17 protein-coding genes are annotated in these 17,342 nt (G+C 50.3%); 3 read left to right on the forward strand and 14 right to left on the reverse strand.

The genetic code is table 11. The features are described from left to right. Window positions 1-27: 27 nt before the first annotated feature. From NY07_RS05680 to NY07_RS05690, 3 genes are all read left to right on the forward strand, one after another. The gene (locus NY07_RS05680; RefSeq protein ID WP_033538375.1) at window positions 28-1,113 is read left to right on the forward strand and encodes an efflux RND transporter periplasmic adaptor subunit; all 1,086 of its coding nucleotides are present in this window, start codon (window positions 28-30) and stop codon (window positions 1,111-1,113) included. After that, the gene (locus NY07_RS05685) at window positions 1,110-4,214 is read left to right on the forward strand and encodes an efflux RND transporter permease subunit (protein WP_033538376.1); all 3,105 of its coding nucleotides are present in this window, start codon (window positions 1,110-1,112) and stop codon (window positions 4,212-4,214) included. Before NY07_RS05680 ends, NY07_RS05685 begins: the two co-directional genes overlap by 4 nt. A gap of 192 nt (window positions 4,215-4,406) precedes the next feature. Next, the gene (locus tag NY07_RS05690) at window positions 4,407-4,724 is read left to right on the forward strand and encodes a hypothetical protein (RefSeq protein ID WP_052125508.1); all 318 of its coding nucleotides are present in this window, start codon (window positions 4,407-4,409) and stop codon (window positions 4,722-4,724) included. 147 nt (window positions 4,725-4,871) lie between these two features. Here the strand turns inward: NY07_RS05690 and NY07_RS05695 are convergent, their stop codons facing one another. The 14 genes from NY07_RS05695 to NY07_RS05760 form a co-directional block, all read right to left on the reverse strand. Continuing rightward, window positions 4,872-5,114: a DUF2897 family protein gene (locus NY07_RS05695; RefSeq protein WP_033538377.1), complete on the reverse strand. Its 243-nt coding sequence runs from the start codon at window positions 5,112-5,114 to the stop codon at window positions 4,872-4,874. A 21-nt stretch (window positions 5,115-5,135) separates the two neighbouring features. After that, window positions 5,136-5,873 carry a 3-deoxy-manno-octulosonate cytidylyltransferase gene (gene kdsB / locus NY07_RS05700; protein WP_033538378.1) on the reverse strand — a complete coding sequence of 246 codons (738 nt, stop codon included), beginning with the start codon at window positions 5,871-5,873 and terminating at the stop codon, window positions 5,136-5,138. 87 nt (window positions 5,874-5,960) lie between these two features. Beyond that, on the reverse strand, window positions 5,961-7,031 hold the full coding sequence (kdnB, locus tag NY07_RS05705; protein WP_033538379.1) for a 3-deoxy-alpha-D-manno-octulosonate 8-oxidase KdnB: 1,071 nt from the start codon (window positions 7,029-7,031) through the stop codon (window positions 5,961-5,963). Window positions 7,032-7,120: 89 nt separating this feature from the next. Next, window positions 7,121-8,308 (reverse strand): 8-amino-3,8-dideoxy-alpha-D-manno-octulosonate transaminase KdnA, encoded by a 1,188-nt coding sequence (gene kdnA / locus NY07_RS05710; RefSeq protein ID WP_033538380.1) that lies wholly within the window; start codon window positions 8,306-8,308, stop codon window positions 7,121-7,123. A 209-nt stretch (window positions 8,309-8,517) separates the two neighbouring features. Next, window positions 8,518-9,129 (reverse strand): carbonate dehydratase, encoded by a 612-nt coding sequence (gene can, locus NY07_RS05715; protein ID WP_033538381.1) that lies wholly within the window; start codon window positions 9,127-9,129, stop codon window positions 8,518-8,520. Window positions 9,130-9,235: 106 nt separating this feature from the next. Then, a complete protein-coding gene (locus tag NY07_RS05720) occupies window positions 9,236-10,069 on the reverse strand; it encodes an alpha/beta fold hydrolase (protein WP_033538382.1) in 834 nt (277 codons plus the stop codon). Then, window positions 10,066-10,773, reverse strand: coding sequence for a M15 family metallopeptidase (locus NY07_RS05725; protein WP_052125509.1), 708 nt, complete (start codon window positions 10,771-10,773; stop codon window positions 10,066-10,068). Before NY07_RS05725 ends, NY07_RS05720 begins: the two co-directional genes overlap by 4 nt. Then, window positions 10,767-11,897 (reverse strand): succinyl-diaminopimelate desuccinylase, encoded by a 1,131-nt coding sequence (dapE, locus tag NY07_RS05730; RefSeq protein WP_033538383.1) that lies wholly within the window; start codon window positions 11,895-11,897, stop codon window positions 10,767-10,769. The genes NY07_RS05725 and dapE overlap by 7 nt, the downstream gene beginning before the upstream one ends. Further along, window positions 11,897-12,289 carry an ArsC family reductase gene (locus NY07_RS05735; protein WP_052125510.1) on the reverse strand — a complete coding sequence of 131 codons (393 nt, stop codon included), beginning with the start codon at window positions 12,287-12,289 and terminating at the stop codon, window positions 11,897-11,899. Before NY07_RS05735 ends, dapE begins: the two co-directional genes overlap by 1 nt. 140 nt (window positions 12,290-12,429) lie before the next feature. Further along, window positions 12,430-12,939: a PTS glucose transporter subunit IIA gene (gene crr / locus NY07_RS05740; protein ID WP_033538384.1), complete on the reverse strand. Its 510-nt coding sequence runs from the start codon at window positions 12,937-12,939 to the stop codon at window positions 12,430-12,432. A 64-nt stretch (window positions 12,940-13,003) separates the two neighbouring features. Further along, window positions 13,004-14,713, reverse strand: a complete 1,710-nt coding sequence (ptsP, locus tag NY07_RS05745) for a phosphoenolpyruvate--protein phosphotransferase (RefSeq protein WP_033538385.1) — start codon at window positions 14,711-14,713, stop codon at window positions 13,004-13,006. 11 nt (window positions 14,714-14,724) lie between these two features. Continuing rightward, window positions 14,725-14,982: an HPr family phosphocarrier protein gene (locus NY07_RS05750; protein WP_033538386.1), complete on the reverse strand. Its 258-nt coding sequence runs from the start codon at window positions 14,980-14,982 to the stop codon at window positions 14,725-14,727. 26 nt (window positions 14,983-15,008) lie between these two features. Next, a complete protein-coding gene (locus NY07_RS05755; protein ID WP_033538387.1) occupies window positions 15,009-15,401 on the reverse strand; it encodes an ACT domain-containing protein in 393 nt (130 codons plus the stop codon). Window positions 15,402-15,583: 182 nt separating this feature from the next. Next, window positions 15,584-17,221, reverse strand: a complete 1,638-nt coding sequence (locus NY07_RS05760) for a methyl-accepting chemotaxis protein (protein WP_033538388.1) — start codon at window positions 17,219-17,221, stop codon at window positions 15,584-15,586. Window positions 17,222-17,342: the final 121 nt, after the last annotated feature.

Raw genomic sequence — 17,342 nt, forward strand, 5'->3', positions numbered from 1 at the left:
CATAATGTGTATTCATTCGGAAGATTGATGAAAAAAACGATAATAATCTCAATACTTTTAGCGGCAGGCGCCGCCACCTACTATTTCAATCAACAGACGGAATCTACAACTAAACCACGTGCTAGGCCGACGCCAAATGTCGTGGTTGCTAAGGCTGAGATGCAACCTATTCGCGACGAAGTCGAAGCCCTGGGTACGGGCAAAGCGAATGAGTCTATCACTGTGACGCCTAAGGTGACTGACATGGTCACCGAGTTAAATTTTGAAGACGGTCAACTGGTGGAAAAGGGCCAACTGCTGGTGCGTTTGCAAGATAGAGAGCAGATCGCCAGAGTGACAGTCGCCAAAGTTAAGATGAAAGATCATGAGCGCGAACTGGCTCGTATTAGTTCTTTGGTGACCAGCCAGACCGTTGCCGCCCTTGAGCGTGACAGGCTGCAAACCCTTATCGACACCGCTAAGGCAGAGCTGGAGCAGGCGGAGTCATCCCTTAAGGACAGACGTATCCGAGCGCCATTTTCGGGACGCTTGGGTCTACGGCAAGTGAGCCAGGGAAGCCTAGTGACACCTGGTACTGTGATCACCACTCTAGATGATATCTCCACCATAAAGCTCGACTTCTCGGTGCCTGAGCGTTTCTTACAGTCCTTGGCCATAGGTAAATCGGTTGAAGCTAGCGCTGTGGCTTTTGAGGGTGAACTCTTTACCGGCAAGGTTGTGTCGGTCGACAGCCGCGTTAATCCCATCACCCGTGCGGTGATGGTACGCGCTGAGATCGCTAACAAGGATCTACGTCTATTGCCGGGTATGTTGATGAAGGTGAAGCTTATTAAGCAGAGCCGAGATGCGCTCATTATTCCTGAAGCGGCGATTATTCCAATACAGAAGAATCATTTCGTCTACTTGGTTAATGATGAGAATGTGGTCGAGCGTCGTCAGGTACAAATCGGCTTGCGTAAACGCGGTTGGGTCGAGATTGTCGGCGGCGTAAACGTGGGTGAGCAGGTGATGGTGCGCGGTATTCTTAAAGTGCGCCCAGGCGATACCGTTAAGGTGCAGTTCAGCGAAAATTTTAGTTTTAGTCAACAAGCTAAGGTGGAGCCCCTAGTATGATCTTGACGGATTTGTCGGTAAAACGACCGGTTTTTGCGTCCGTCATCAGCATGCTATTGATCGCTTTTGGTCTGGTTTCTTTTGATAAACTGCCCTTAAGGGAATATCCCAATATCGATCCGCCGATAGTGTCGGTGCAAACAAACTACCGCGGCGCCAGTGCGGCCGTGGTAGAGAGTCGTATTACTCAATTGGTAGAGGACAGGATCAGTGGTGTTGAGGGGATCCGCAACATCAACTCTTCGAGTAGCGATGGTCGCTCCTCTGTAACCTTAGAGTTTGATGTGGGCCGCGATATTGAAGCGGCGGCTAACGATGTGCGAGATAGGATCTCAGGGCTACTCAACAACCTGCCAGAAGAAGCCGATCCACCAGAGGTGCAAAAGGCTAATGGTGGTGATGAGGTGATCATGTGGCTCAACCTGGTCTCAGATCAGATGAGTACCTTGCAGCTCACCGATTATGCCCGCCGTTATTTAGTCGACAGATTCTCGGTGATCGACGGCGTGGCAAACATCCGTATCGGCGGCGGCAAGGTTTACGCCATGCGGATCTGGATAGACCGTCAAGCCTTGGCGGCCCGTAACCTGACAGTGTCGGATATTGAGTCTGTACTGAGATCAGAAAACGTTGAGCTGCCGGCCGGTTCGGTAGAGTCGAAAGACCGTCATTTCACCGTGCGTTTGGAGCGCACCTTTAAGACGGAAGAAGACTTTAGCAATCTGGTACTGGCTGAAGGGGAAGATGGCTATCTTATCAAGCTTGGCGATGTGGCCAGGGTAGAGATTGGCTCGGAAGAGGAACGTATCACCTTCCGTGGTAACCGTGAGGCCATGATTGGTCTGGGGATCTCCAAGCAATCTACCTCTAATACCTTGGAAGTGGCTCGCGCCGCTAATGCACTGGTCGATAAGATCAACCCCACATTACCTGCTGGGATGGAGATCAAACGCTCTTACGACAGCTCTGTGTTTATCGAGGCCTCTATCAAGGAGGTGTATCAGACACTGTTTATCGCCATGTTCCTGGTGATAATTGTGATCTATCTGTTCCTTGGCAGTGTGCGCGCGATGTTGATCCCGGCGTTAACTGTGCCTGTGTCTCTGATGGCCACCTTTATCGTCCTCTATGCCTTGGGTTATACCATTAACCTGCTGACTCTGCTGGCGATGATCTTAGCCATCGGTATGGTGGTGGATGATGCCATCGTAGTGCTGGAGAACATTCACAGACGTATCGAAGAGGGCGACTCACCCCTCAAGGCCGCTTACTTGGGGTCCCGCGAAGTGGCGTTTGCCGTAGTGGCAACAACGCTAGTCCTCGTGGCCGTATTTATGCCGATCACTTTCCTTGAAGGGGATCTGGGCAAGCTCTTTAAAGAGTTTGCGGTAGCGATGAGCGCCGCGGTGATCTTCTCAAGCTTGGTGGCGCTGACCCTAAGCCCCATGATGTGTTCTAAGTTGCTTAAACCGGCTGGGCAAGACCCTTGGTTGGTGCGCAAAATCGATGCAGGGATGGACTGGCTGTCAAATGGTTATCAGGCGACCTTAAAGCGCGCCATGACCCATCCCTTTATCGTCAGTTCTTTGGTGGTTATAGCGCTAGGTCTCAGTGGCTACCTGATGACTAAGGTGCCGCAGGAGTTTGCACCGAGGGAAGATAGGGGCTCTATGTTCCTGATCGTTAACGGTCCGCAGGGGGCAAGTTTTGAATATATCACGCCTTATATGGATGAGATTGAAGCACGCCTGATGCCGCTGGTAGAGAGTGGTGAGATTAAGCGACTGCTGATTCGTGCACCACGTGGTTTTGGTCGCAGCGCCAACTTCTCTAATGGTATGGCCATTATCGTGCTCGAAGACTGGGCAACACGCCGCAGTGCTTTTGAGATCATAGGCGATATACGTGGTCGCCTGTCTGATTTGGCTGGGGTGAGAGCATTCCCTGTCATGCGCCAGGCCTTCGGCCGAGGCGTAGGAAAACCTGTGCAGTTCGTACTGGGCGGCCCAAGCTATGAAGAGATCGCCAAATGGCGTGACATCTTGCTGGAAAAGGCTAAGGAAAACCCTAACCTTGTCGGTTTAGATCATGACTATCAAGAAACCAAGCCACAGCTCAGGGTGGTGATCGATAAGGATAGAGCGGCGGATCTCGGGGTATCTATCTCTCACATCGGCCGAACCTTGGAGTCTATGCTGGGTTCGCGTCTGGTGACCACCTTCATGCGCGATGGTGAAGAGTATGACGTGATCATCGAGGGTAACCGGGATAATCAAAATACCGCCAGCGATCTGAGTAACATCTATGTTCGCTCTGACCGTAGTCGCGAGTTGATCCCGCTGGCAAACCTTGTCTCTGTTGAGGAGTTTGCCGACGCCAGCCAGCTGAATCGCTACAACCGTATGCGGGCGATCACCATAGAAGCCAACTTAGCCGATGGCTATAGTTTGGGCGAGGCACTTAACTACCTCAACGATCTGGCTTACACCTATCTGCCAGCCGAAGCGGTGATCAGCTATAAGGGTCAGTCGCTCGATTATCAGGAATCGGGTAGCTCCATGTATTTCGTTTTCCTGTTAGCCTTGGGGATTGTCTTCTTGGTTTTGGCGGCGCAATTTGAGAGCTACATTCACCCTATGGTGATCATGCTGACCGTGCCGTTGGCGACGCTGGGCGCACTGATTGGCCTTTGGTTAACAGGGCAGAGCCTGAATATCTATAGCCAGATAGGGATTATCATGTTGGTGGGCCTTGCAGCTAAAAATGGTATCTTGATTGTCGAATTTGCTAACCAATTAAGGGATAAAGGACTCGAGTTCGACAAGGCGATCATTCAGGCGGCCAGCCAGCGTCTGCGTCCTATCCTGATGACGGGGATCACGACGGCAGCGGGGGCCATACCTTTGGTTATGGCTCAGGGCGCCGGCGCAGAAACTCGTTTTGTGATCGGGGTTGTGGTGCTGTCGGGTATCATACTGGCGACCTTTTTTACACTCTTGGTGATCCCTGTCGCTTATGGCTTGATCGCCCGTAATACAGGTTCCCCAGAGGCGGTAAGTCAGCGCCTCGAAGAGGAGTTAAAACAGGATATACGCAACTAGTTCTTAAAGGCCAATCGCAAGATTGGCCTTTTTGTCGCTATCGTCTAGGCGTTTGACTTAAGGTGTTTAATTTTACCAACACCTAAGCATCGTATAGATGTGACAAAGCCTCAGCCAACCAAAGGCTTATTAACAAGGTGTACAGTCTATAGTAGAGTAGAGTGATACTTAGTTGCAGCAGGGAGATATGCAATGAGATTATCAATTGAGACTGAACAGCGACAGGCAAAATCAAGCCCGGCGACCCTACAGAAGAATGCCATTCGAGTCGATGGACGTTTGAGCCTAAATCGAGAAACCCTCGATTTTAAGTCTTTTAGTGCCGATGGCCTCTATGGTCCTTATCATTTACCCCTCAAAGAGATAGTTAAGGTGGAGACCTGTTGGGGTAAGGGCGCGGGGATCTTACCTATTACGCCAGATGGGATCCAGGTGAGTATGAGTAATGGCGACAAATACCAGTTTATTGTGGCGAACCCCGAAACTTGGGTCGAGAGTCTCACGAGCTAATACGGGTGATAACATCTGGCTACATGGGTAACCACAAGCGCCAATGTTTGGTTTCACAGTGATACAAAAGGCTTACCTTGGTAAGCCTTTATCTTTTTTGGAACGTCGATTATCGCTCAGCTTATTGGCTGCGCTTAATTATCCTAGCTATCTGTCGCGTTTATCCGTATCAGCTGCGTCATCCCGAGGCTTAGGGTCTGTCTGCTTCCCATCCGGATGAGAAGCGTCCTCAGGTTTTTGCACGCTTTGCTGCTTAGCACTTTTGTCTTCTGGTTTAGGTTTACCAAATGGCGGCAACTTAAACTTATTACTGTATTTGAGCACCGCCAAGTTGCTGGCGATAACACCAAGTACCAAGATGATTATGAGCCAAACTTCGAGACTCGACATCCGCTATCTCCCAGACGTTAGTTAGTCGACCGCCAGGCGGGCTTCGCAGATGCGAATATCTTCTGGAGTATCCACCTCTGGAGAGTCGAAGGCGCTGATCGCGACCTTGATCTTATAACCGTGTTCTAAGGCGCGTAATTGCTCCAACTTTTCGAGATCTTCCAGGCGACCTAGTGGTAATTTATTGAAGATGCGAACAAATTCACGAGTGTAAGCATAGACGCCAAGGTGCTTATACACAGGGTAATCCTGGGTATCGCGACCGAAAGGAATTCGTGCCCGTGAGAAATAAAGCGCGTTAAACTGGTTGTCGAACACCATCTTGACGTGTTTAGGGTCGTTAAGCTCATGCTCTTCGGTGATCTCATAGCCTAGGGTTGCCATGGCGAATTCGCCAGGGTGGCGCTCAAACAGGGTAATGATCTGTTCGATGGAGATAGGATCGATCAGCGGTTGATCGCCCTGAAGGTTGATCACCAGATCATCACCGGCCAAACCCAGTTGCGTGATGGCATCCTCAATCCTGTCGGTGCCTGATGCGGCGTTCTCATCTGTCATCCCCCCCTTACCACCGAAGGCTTCGACCGCCTCTTTAATACGCAGATCGTCGGTTGCCACATAAATGGCAGTTAAGCCTTTTGCCAGTGCCGCACGTTCGTATACGTGCTGGATCATGGGTTTACCGTTAATCGGCGCCAGTGGCTTCCCGGGAAATCGGCTTGAACCATAGCGAGCTGGGATTAACAGAGTCACATTCATTTGGATATACCTACCATTTACAGTTTCGCACAGTGTATATATAGAGAAGGGGCTCATTGAGAGCCCCTTTCTCCTTGAGCTTACAGATTAGATACGACGGAACAGTTTAGTCAACATCTCGTCGGTAACTTTCTCTTCCCAGCCTTCGCCGTACACATTGGCCCATAGTGGTCCCATGCTCTTCGTAACGGCAACCATCTTAGCGATAGTTTCATCTGGCAGATCTTTACAGATGTTCTTTGGCAGAGTGATGTTGTGCTTGTCCATCATCTGACGGAACTCGGCAACGCCCTCAGGGTAGAACTCTTCCAGCACATCGAAGGCTAGGCAGTTACCGATACCGTGATGGTAACCCAGTACATAACCCAGACCGTAAGAGACCGCATGGCATGCACCGACTTGGCTATAAGCTATGCTCATGCCGCCCATGTAAGAGGCCATCATCAGCTTGTCATCTTTCTCTGGGTGATCGTCCAAGAAGACTTCACGGCATAGATCCATAGACTTTTCGGCGAAGGCCTTGGCAAACTCATTTAAGAAAGTACCTTGCAGGGACTCAACACAGTGGATGTAGCAGTCCATACCTGTGTAGAACCATTGGTCAGTCGGTACGCCGGCAATCAGCTCAGAGTCCATGATGATTTGGTCAAACACAGTATAATCTGAGTTTAAACCTAGCTTACGAACTGGGCCACACAGTACCGCGGTGCGAGACGCCTCGGCGCCGGTACCCGAAACGGTTGGAATACCGATGTGGTGTACTGCAGGGTTCTTGATCAGATCCCAGCCTTGGTACATAGCGCTTCCGCCTGGGTTGGTCAGCATCAAAGAAACGGCTTTAGCAAGGTCCATGGTCGAACCGCCACCTAAACCGACTACGCTAACAGGTAGCTTGCCAGCAAAGGCTTGTACTTGTTCGGTTAACGAGTCAACCTGCTCTGTGGTTGGCTCTTCGTCCACGTTGACGTAAATCACCAGATCATGGGGCTGGGCTGGAACGCGCTTGGCAAGCGGCTTATCTTGGTGAACATCATCAACCAGGAACACCACGAAATCGTCTGCTTGTTGACGTTCTTCACTCAGGACGGTATCTAGCTGAGCGAAAGAACCACGACCAAAAATCATTTTTGGTACGCATTTGAAATTTTTAAAACTCATTACAACATTCTCCGTTGAGACTTCTACTGTAAAAAGTAACGTCGCGCGGCGTGTGGCCGACGCGACAGGTAAAATGAGTGACTTGAGACTTAGGCCGCAAAAGCACGCTTAATGTTTTCGATGCGCTGGGCGATCTCTTCTTCGCTCCAAGACAGCTTGATCAGCATCGAAATGGTACGGCTCATGATGGCGTCTGACTTAGGCACGGACACCTGAGTATAATCAGGCTTGTCTTCGATTAATGTGATCGGGAGAGCGGCTGGTGACTTAAGCTCTTGAATGTGCTTCCAGTTTGACAGGTAGTGCCAATTGTTTACATACCAGTAGAAGCAGCCGTCAACGCCATTTTCAGCCAGTTTTTTGCTGATCTCTTGGGTACGTTCTTCAGTTGGTAGCATAAAGCTTAGGAAGCCTGCTGAGTCGCCTTCAGGATCTGGGATCTCGCGGAAGCTGACTTCTGGCAGCTCTGCCATGGCATCTTTCAACAGCTTTTTGTTCTTACGCTGGATCTCGATAATGGTGTCGAGCTTACGCAGCTGGGCAAGACCCATAGCTGAGTTCATCTCAGAGATGCGGAAGTTCAGACCCATGATAGGGTGACCTTCAGCACCACGATCGTTACCAACATGGTCGTGGCCATGATCTGAGAACATGTGGGCATGGTCATAGATGGTGTCGTTGTTGGTAATTACCGCGCCGCCTTCACCACAGGTGATGGTCTTGACCGAGTCAAACGAGTAGCATCCTACATCACCGATAGTGCCAAGAGCCTGACCCTTGTAGCTACCGCCGATAGCCTGACAGGCATCTTCGAGCAGCACTAAGTTATGCTTTTCACAGATGGCCTTGATCTCATCCATCTTGGCCATAGAACCACACATATGAACTAAGTTGATTGCTTTAGTGCGAGGTGTGATGGCGGCTTCGATACCTTCAGGCGACAGACACAAGGTTTCATCTATCTCAGCGAATACAGGAATGGCGCCAGCCATGAAGACAGCTTCGACAGAGGCGACGAAGGTAAAAGGAGGCACGATCACTTCATCGCCAGCACCAATGCCTGCAGCGGCCATCGCCGTTTGCAACGCAGCGGTACCGCTAGAGAGCAAGTGGGCGTGTTTGACATTCATCTTCTCGCAGAGCAGTTGCTCCATCTCACGCGTCTTCCAGCGGTCATTACGCATGTGATCAAAGTTGTAACGGAAGGTAAAACCGTTTTCCATTACGTCAGCAACTTCCTGTTTCTCTTCAGGACCAAATAATTCAAAACCAGGCATGGAATAGTTCCTTAGCATTCGCTGCGCCCGCGGCGCGAAAAATAAATCAATGCGAATTATAAACGCGATGGGTGTAAAACTGCGATGTTTATTAAGGAATATTTACTGAAATTAGCGGCTTTTTTTTGCTTTTGTTCGAGGGGAACTTAAGATAGCGCATGATTTAACCATCATGCGCCAAGCAGACGAGCTTTAGGAGCAAAAGCGGGTTAACGCTTACCTAAAAAATCGATATCTAGGGTGGCATCAAGATCTGTGAGTAGGCCGTTTTCGACACTGTAGATCCAGCCGTGTACTGATACATCCTGGCCTCGTTCCCAGGCATCTAGCACTATGGAGGTACTGGCGACATTGTGCACCTGCTCAACCACATTCAGTTCGCACAGGCGATCGAAGCGGGCTTTCTCATCCAGTTTGGCAAGTTCCTTTGCATGCAAGCGGTGGATATCACGAATGTGACCCAGCCAGTTGTCGATAAGCCCGAGTCTCTCATTACCCATCGAGGCCTTAATGCCACCGCAACCATAGTGGCCCACCACCATGATATGTTTCACTTTGAGCACTTCCACCGCATACTGCAGCACTGACAGACAGTTAAGATCGGTATGAATCACCATATTGGCGATGTTGCGATGTACAAAAACCTCACCGGGCATAAGATCGATGATCTGGTTTGAAGGTACCCGACTGTCCGAACAGCCTATCCACAAATACTCGGGGTTTTGCTGCTGGGCGAGCTGTTGGAAGAAGTTAGGGTTCTCCTCCAGGATGCGGTTGGCCCAGCGGCGATTGTTGTCGAACAAAGGTTTAAGTAATTTCATTTAGTTAAAATCATGTCTATGAAGAAGATTTTGCAGGGACGCATTCTAGCACCAAAATTTTTCCCTGCTGGTCTACTCAGTATCGCTTGTCAGTCAGTGTTGTGAGTTAGCGCAAATGTTTCGCAAAAAAGCTACTTAATTGCTGATTAATCCAGTCGCTCTGCTCTAAGGTCGAAATATGGCCGGCATCTGGGATATGTAAAAACTCACTGCCGTCGATGGCATCGTGCATCAAATAGGATTCCAGCACAGGTCTGGGTTTATCCTGAGTCCCTGTCATAATCAGTACGGGCAGGGTGAGTTGCTCGGCTTCTTCCATGATATCCCGGCGACCAAAGATAATGCGACCCAGGCGCGCAATGCTGTCGAGTCGCTCCGGTGGCAGGCTTGCCAGTGAGGTCTTAAAGCCGTCGATAAGTGCGGGTTGTTTGGCCTCAACATCGTCGGCGAAAAATAGCGGTGCTACCTGTTCGATGAGCGGCGTGGGTAGATGTTTTGCGGCCACCATGGTATCTAAAATGCCATAGTATTTCGCTCGGCTAACCTCAGGCTCAAAACCGAGGAAACAGCCCATCATCACCAGTGTCTTTACGCGGCGCGGCGCCATCAGGGTCAGCTCTGCGCCCCACATACCGCCAACCGACAACCCCAAGATTGAAAACTCATCAATGCTCAGACTGTCCATCAGCGCCAGATAATGCTCGGCAAGATGTTTAAGAGAACGGCAGTCGCTCGGCAGGGGATCCGACTCTCCATGGCCCCAAAGTTCAGGCACGATACAGCGGTAGTGCTGACTGAGATGGGCGATTTGCGGCGCCCACATGGCGCTGTCCCACAGATAGCTGTGGCCAAGCAGGAGTACCGGCCCTTGGCCGATATCCAGATAACTCATCTGCTGGCCTTTTAGGGTAAAACTGTGTCGGTAAGTTTCTAAATTCATTGATGATCACTCGTCAGTGTGCTTGCATTGAGCCCATGAGGAGAGGGGGCTACATAATACACGTATTGGGCTACCAGCTCGTCAAGGCGAGCGAGAATAGCTGTTTTAAGAAGAATAGGCGCCTTTTGCAGTTGTGCCTCAAGCTTTTTTTTGTCGAAGGCTTTGAGGTATTGATCCGCAAGTGGAAAATAGCTCAGGTGCCAAGGCTCTGGGCTAACGCCACTCAGGCCTGCTTGATAGGGCAAATAAAAACCAAAGTCTGCTGCGTACTGCTTAAGCCAGAGATTCAGTTTGTGGCAAGGGCCTTGGGGGTCATATTCGCTGGCGATGAGCTGCAACTTCTCACGGGTAACGGTATTGGCGTCGAATAGATCCAGATCTGTGCCCCAGTGATGGCGTGACATGCCAGGCAGCGCCGACCAGCAGAGAATGGCGTCAACAAGTTGAGCCTCGCTCAGGGCGTCGATGGCAATGAGCTGGGACTGGTGATTGAGTACCGGGCGCTGGCCACTGGCTTTAGCGTTCCAGATCCCAAGTTGACGCTCAAAGTTGCGGTAGCTAGAGCAGATGGCGATGGCGATATTGTCTTTGGCCGCCGCGGCCTGCATCTTAGCAAACTGCTCGGCGCACTCCGGGGCGAGTCTATGCCCCTGATAATCGTTCAGGGGCAATTCACCTTCGCCATAAAGTTTGTCACTTAACAAAGCAGTTTTTCCAAGATGCGTTCATAAACGAGGGCAAGTTGTTCGATATCATCAACCTTAACGCACTCATTGACCTTGTGGATGGTAGCATTGACTGGGCCTAACTCAATAACCTGGGCGCCTGTTGGGGCAATAAAGCGTCCATCTGAGGTGCCGCCTGAGGTTTGAGGGTCTGTGTCAGTGCCTGTGATCTCCTTGATCGCATCGCGAGTGGCATCGAGCAGCGGGCCTGCATCGGTGAGAAAAGGCAGGCCGTTGAAAATCCAGCTGATCTCATAATCCAGTCCGTGGGCATCGAGGATATTCAGCACACGTTGAATTAAGATCTCGGCGGTAACCTCTGTGGAATAACGGAAGTTAAACATCACCTCTAGGTTGCCCGGGATCACGTTAGAGGCACCGGTACCACCATTGATATTGGCTATCTGAAAACTGGTAGGCGGGAAAAACTCATTACCATTGTCCCACTTCATTTTCGCCAGTTCATCAAGGGCTGGCGCTGCCTTATGGATAGGGTTGTCGGCCAGGTGTGGATAGGCAACATGTCCCTGTATGCCTTTGACCGTCAGGTTGCCTGTCAGACTGCCGCGGCGACCATTTTTAACGATATCCCCCAGCTTATGGGTGGAGGAGGGCTCACCGACCAGCGACCAAGTGATCTTTTCATTGCGCGCTTCTAAGGTGTCTATCACTCGGGTCGTACCATTGATGAAAGGACCTTCCTCATCGCTGGTGATCAGAAAGGCGATAGAGCCCTTGTGATCAGGATGTTTATCGACAAATCGCTCTGTGGCCACCACCATGGCTGCAAGAGAGCCTTTCATATCGGCAGCGCCACGCCCATGAAGGTAACCGTCGATCACAACGGGATCGAATGGTGGCGTATGCCAGCGATTAAGGTCGCCAACAGGCACTACATCTGTATGACCGGCAAAGCAGAACACCGGGCCCTGATCGCCACGTCGTGCCCACATGTTGGTGGTGTCTTCAAACACCATAGATTCTATGTTGAACCCTTTTGCCTTAAGACGATCAGCAATTAAAGGCTGACACCCTTCATCGAGGGGCGTTACTGAGGCTCTGGCAATAAGGTCTTGTGCCAGTGTAAGGACATCCTGACTCATTAGCGGAAGATCTCCTCATATTGCGCCGGTTTAAAACCGACACTCACCTTGCCTTGATGTTCCAGCACAGGACGTTTGATGAGAGTGGGATAGGCGAGCATGAGATCGATTGCTTTGGTTTGGTCGATATCGGCCTTTTCTGCGTCACTTAGATTGCGAAAACTGGTGCTGCGCTTATTAAACAGGCTTTCCCAGCCGACTTGCTCGGTCCATGACTCAATCTGCTGCTGAGTTAATCCATCGACACGAAAATCGTGGAAGGTCACGCTCTGTTGATTGGCTTCTAGCCATTTGAGTGCCTTTTTTACTGTGTCGCAATTTTTAATGCCGTATAGGGTCACAATCTGATTCTCCTTGTTTGGGCCGTTTCGCTGTACGCCAAAGGCCAACATCACTTTGCCGTCATTGTGGCACCGAGTCGAGCCTGTCTCAAGTGACGGTTATGGGATGAGTGGTTATTTGAAAAAAAATCACTCAAGGGTATAAGTGATCCGGCGATAGCAAGGCTAAGCACCGGTAACTGATGAAAGGGTTATAGCTGAACCGAGAAGATCACATCTTTACCGGCTTCGATGCTGCCGTGACGCTTATCTAGTCCCTGAATATCTTCCATGTTTGCCAGCACGACTGGGGTTAGCAGGCTTTCCACATGGGCCTTTAGGTACTCGAGATCAAACTCTAAGATGGGTTCACCGACTTTTACCTGCTGGCCTTCCTCGGCAAGGCGAGTAAAGCCATTACCTCTGAGTTCGACCGTACCAACACCAAAATGCACGAAAAGTTCTAGCCCTTGGGGCGACTCGATACTGAAGGCGTGGTTGGTCTCAAATATCTTGCCTATGGTGCCATCGATTGGGGCCACTATCTGCTTGCCCTTAGGTGCAATGGCAATACCGTCGCCGACAATTTTTTCGGCAAAAACCACATCCGGTACCTTTTCAATGGCCACGATTTCGCCTGAGACAGGGGCGAACACATCAATGCCACCTGTGACAGGCGGTTGACCAGAAATTAAACGTCTTATGCGGCTTAAAAATCCCATAGATTTGCCTCTGTGCTTCCACGCTGGTGAGTCATTTTTATTTTATGCTTAGCATACTCAAAAATTATGAAGAGTGACAGTGTGTTAATAATTGATTTAAGGCGTCTATCCGCGAAATTTGTAGGGCTTTTTGCGCCAAGGTCACACAATCTTGGTGGGACCAACGACTGAGTTCTTCTTTTACCTCAAGCAAAGACGCTAGGTTGACACTGAATTCATCTAGCCCAAGACCCACTAAAAGCGCCGCGGCTTTAGGGTTGCTGGCGAGCTCGCCACACATGGATACGCGGACGTTGGCCGCCTTGGCGCACTCTATTGTCTGAGCGATAAGGCGTATGATCGCCGGTGACAGCACAGGGTATTGGTCAATCAGCAACGGATTGCTGCGATCGGCTGCCATGGTATATTGCGTAAGATCATTGGTGCCTATGCTGACAAAGTCGAGCAACGGCAGCATGGACTCCAGGTTAAAAACGGCAGCGGGTGTTTCTACCACTATGCCGATCTCCAATTCGCCATAACCTTTCTCTGCCTCAACGAGCGCCTGCTTACATTGTTCAAGCAAGGTGAGAATCGCCTCTAGTTCCTCTACTTGATTGACCATAGGGAACATCAAGCGGATGGGGCCATGGTTGGCTGCCCTTAAAATGGCGCGTAACTGGGCGGCAAAAAGATCTGGATGAGCCAGGGTATAGCGTACACCTCTTAGCCCAAGTGCCGGATTTTCCTCTGCCGTCATGGCGAGGGCGGGCACCTCTTTATCGGCGCCAATATCCATACTTCTGATGGTCAGCGGCTTTCCATCGAGCAGTTGTAAGGCGTCACAGTAGAGTTGATACTGCCTGTTCTCGTCAGGGAGTTCATGATTATTCATGAACATAAACTCGGTGCGAAACAGGCCAACCCCTTCGGCGCCAACATCAGCTAAATGATTGACCTCGCTGATACAACCCACATTGGCAAGCAGTGGGATAGGGCGGCCATCGGCAGTTTGGGTTACATTGCCTTTGAGTGCCTGCAGCGCCGACTTGCGCTCATCGGCCTGTTGCTTTTGCGCCGCTAGATATTCAATTTGTTCCGGCTTGGGGGCGAGATAGAGTTCACCATTGATGGCATCAACCGCCAGCGGCTGACCATCGGTCACCTCTAAGGTTTGCCAGTGGCAGCTCATCAGGGTCGGGATCCCGGCGCTGCGCGCTAAGATAGCCGTATGACTGGTCACCCCGCCAGTTTGTAATACTAAGGCACTGACGCGTTCAAGGGGCAAGGTGGCAAATTCTGCCGGGGTGATATCTTTTGCCAGTACGATGGCGTTTTCAGGTAGTCGACAGAGATTATCACAGTGACCCGTAAGCAAAATTCGGATCAATCGCTGGCCAAGGCTCAACACATCTTCTGCGCGCCTGGCTATATAAGGTGAGTCGATCTCTTGCATTGCCTGCGCCTGTTTGGCGAAAGTATGCTCGACTGCCAGGGCCGCTGAAAATTGTCGCTGGCCAATGGTATCGCTGAGTTCAGCCAATAACTCTTCATCTTCCAGTAACATCAAATCCGCTTGGATTAGCTGATAGTTTTCTGAGTCGGGATCTAACTTATCGGCGCTGGACTGGCTCTGCTTTATCAGGGCTTTGAGCGCTCGGTTGAGACGTTGTTGTTCGCGGCTAAGTTGATCAGGAGGGAGAAGATGATAATCGAGTTTACTTTCTTGGGTACGCAGGACCTTTGCCTGTCCAAATGCGATGCCTGCTGATACCGCTATGCCTCGAATGGTCATCATAACTCCTGTTAGCTTAAGGTGATGAGGAGCTCTGTGACGGTATCCACCGCCGACTGTGCGTGCTCGCCGTTGGCACTGACCGTGACCTCAACACCCTGATATAGACCTAAAGTTTGCAGTTTAAACAGACTCTTAGCGCTAGCCTGCTTGCCCTGACATTCAACGATAATATCACAATCATAGGCTTTTGCTGCCTTAACCAGCAGGGCTGCTGGACGGGTATGAATGCCATGTTCGGCCATGATGGTGACAGTCTTTTGGTACATAAACGTGCTCTTAGATAAGACGGGTTTTACGCCTGATAATGAATGATTTGATAGTTGGTTTTTTTGAGCGCAGTAATGGCTTGTTGCAGCTTATCCTTTTTCACCAGTATATAGTCGGTATCGAACGTTGAGATGGCGAAAATACTGATCTTAGCTTCGGCCAGGGTGCCAGAGACACTGGCGAGGATCCCCGTCATGGAGAACCCTAGCGGACCGACGACCTCAAGACAGCGCCAATCGCTCTCTTCTTCCAGGCTGTCCAGAGGCAACTCGGCAGGGACCACCACAGAGAGTTCATCTTTGGTTTTACCGATGAAAAACATGGGCTGACTGAATACCTCTGGCGCTAACTCGCTGTCCGGGCTAAAGCTGTGAATACTGTATAGCTGAGGATGAACCGCTAACGTCATTCGAGCCATGGTAATGTGATCCCATCGATGCTGAAAATTCTAGTGTCGTTAAGCTTATCACAGATTTAATCCCCGCTGTCGAGCTTTGCGCGTGGATTTTTACCCCCACTGACCTTGATGAGTTGTTGATGTTTGAGGATTAAAAAGGGGAGCCGTTTGGCTCCCCTTAATTCAATCGTTACCGTTTAAGGTTACACCTTAAACTGGCCTAATATTTTGGCACTGGTTTGACTGATTTGGCGCAAAGATTCGGCGGCAAGACGATTGCTTTCATTGGCGGCGACTGACACTTCTGACAGTTCGGTAATGCTGCAGATGTTGCGATTGATCTCTTCTGTTACCAGAGATTGCTCTTCGGTAGCACTGGCCAGTTGAGTATTCATATCGCTAATGTGGGCGATAAGTTCCAAGATAGTTGATAGTGACTCACCAACGGCCTGGGCTTGATGCTGTAGCTCAACCGATTGAGTTTGAGTATCGCTGTTGCTATGCATCACGTTGGCAACACCGTTTTGTATATCGGTAATGATCTTCTGGATCTCATTGGTGGAGTCTTGGGTGCGATTGGCCAGGGCGCGCACTTCGTCTGCTACCACGGCAAAGCCGCGACCATGAGTACCGGCGCGGGCGGCTTCGATGGCCGCATTCAAGGCTAATAGGTTAGTTTGATCGGCAATACCGCGGATCACATCTAAGATACTGCCTATCTGCTCAGAAGAGACGCCCAGATGTTGAGTGATGCTTTCGGCATTTTTCAGCTCCTGTACCAGACGCTGAGTGTTTTGTACCGTGCCATCCATCTGCTTTTTGCTTTCTTGTGCCTGCTGTTTGACACTGGTGGCGGCATCGGCAGCTTGTTGTGTGTTGGTGGCCATTTCATGGGTCGTAGACAGCATCTGATTGATGGCAGTTGCTACGCTGCTGGTTTCCTGGTGCAGATGGTCAACGCTGGCGTTGGATTCGCCAACGGCATCAAACAGGCGGTCTGCATCTTGATTCAGTGATTGTCCAACAGGCTGTAGATCAGCCACCATCTTATTGATCTTGCCAACGAAACTATTGAAAGCGATGGCGAGAGAAACGACCTCATCTTTGCCTTTCGTCGGCAGTCTTTTAGTGAGGTCGCCTTCACCTTCTGCGATATCTTTCATGGCATCGATAGCCTGATTCAGTGGTGAACTGATGGAGTGATTTAGCACCAAGAAGAAGGCAAAGATAGGCGCCGAAATCAGGACCATGATACCTAGGTAATCAAACATCACACTGTAGGTGGTGTCGTTGACATCACTCATTTGGGAGGTAGTGACCAGTGTCCATTGCCATGCAGGGAAGGTGCGCGCTTCTACCAAGGCTTGTTCTTGTTTGCCTGTAATGGGATTGAGCATTTCTATGCTTTCTTTTGCGACGCCTTTTGCTTGAGCAGTATTCAAGAGTCTGTCAAAGGCTCTGCCTCCCATGCTATCGGCAAGGGATGAAGCCTTCATCCCGAGCCTATCTGGGCTGGCGCCATTGGCGAGCAGGGTATGGTCTTTATCAAATAGTAGGAAGTAACCAGTCGTGCCATATTGGATCTGGTTGACCAGATTGGCTGCCTCGGTTTTGGCCTCATCGGCAGACAGTTGCTGCTGCTCTACCTGCTTGTGATGGCTTGCGATGATACTTAAGAGTGTTGATAGCTGCGCATCGTTTTGTACCCATTTCTGCTCGATCAGGTTATTGCGTTGTTCGTTGATCGAAAAACTGGCAAATACAAAAGTGCCTATCGCGGCAAGCACTAACATAAAGATCAAACGTTGAAGTATGGTAAACCTTCTGAGGAGCTCTAGCATGTGACGTCCTACTTACGGTCCAGTTGAATGTTGCAAATATACAGGCTAACCAAGATGATTAGAATCAATAGTCAATCTATTGAATACCTAATGTTAATTAGTTGGACGTGGCTCACGTAAA

It is taken from the genome of Shewanella sp. ECSMB14101 (assembly GCF_000773485.1).
Taxonomy (GTDB): domain Bacteria; phylum Pseudomonadota; class Gammaproteobacteria; order Enterobacterales; family Shewanellaceae; genus Shewanella; species Shewanella marisflavi.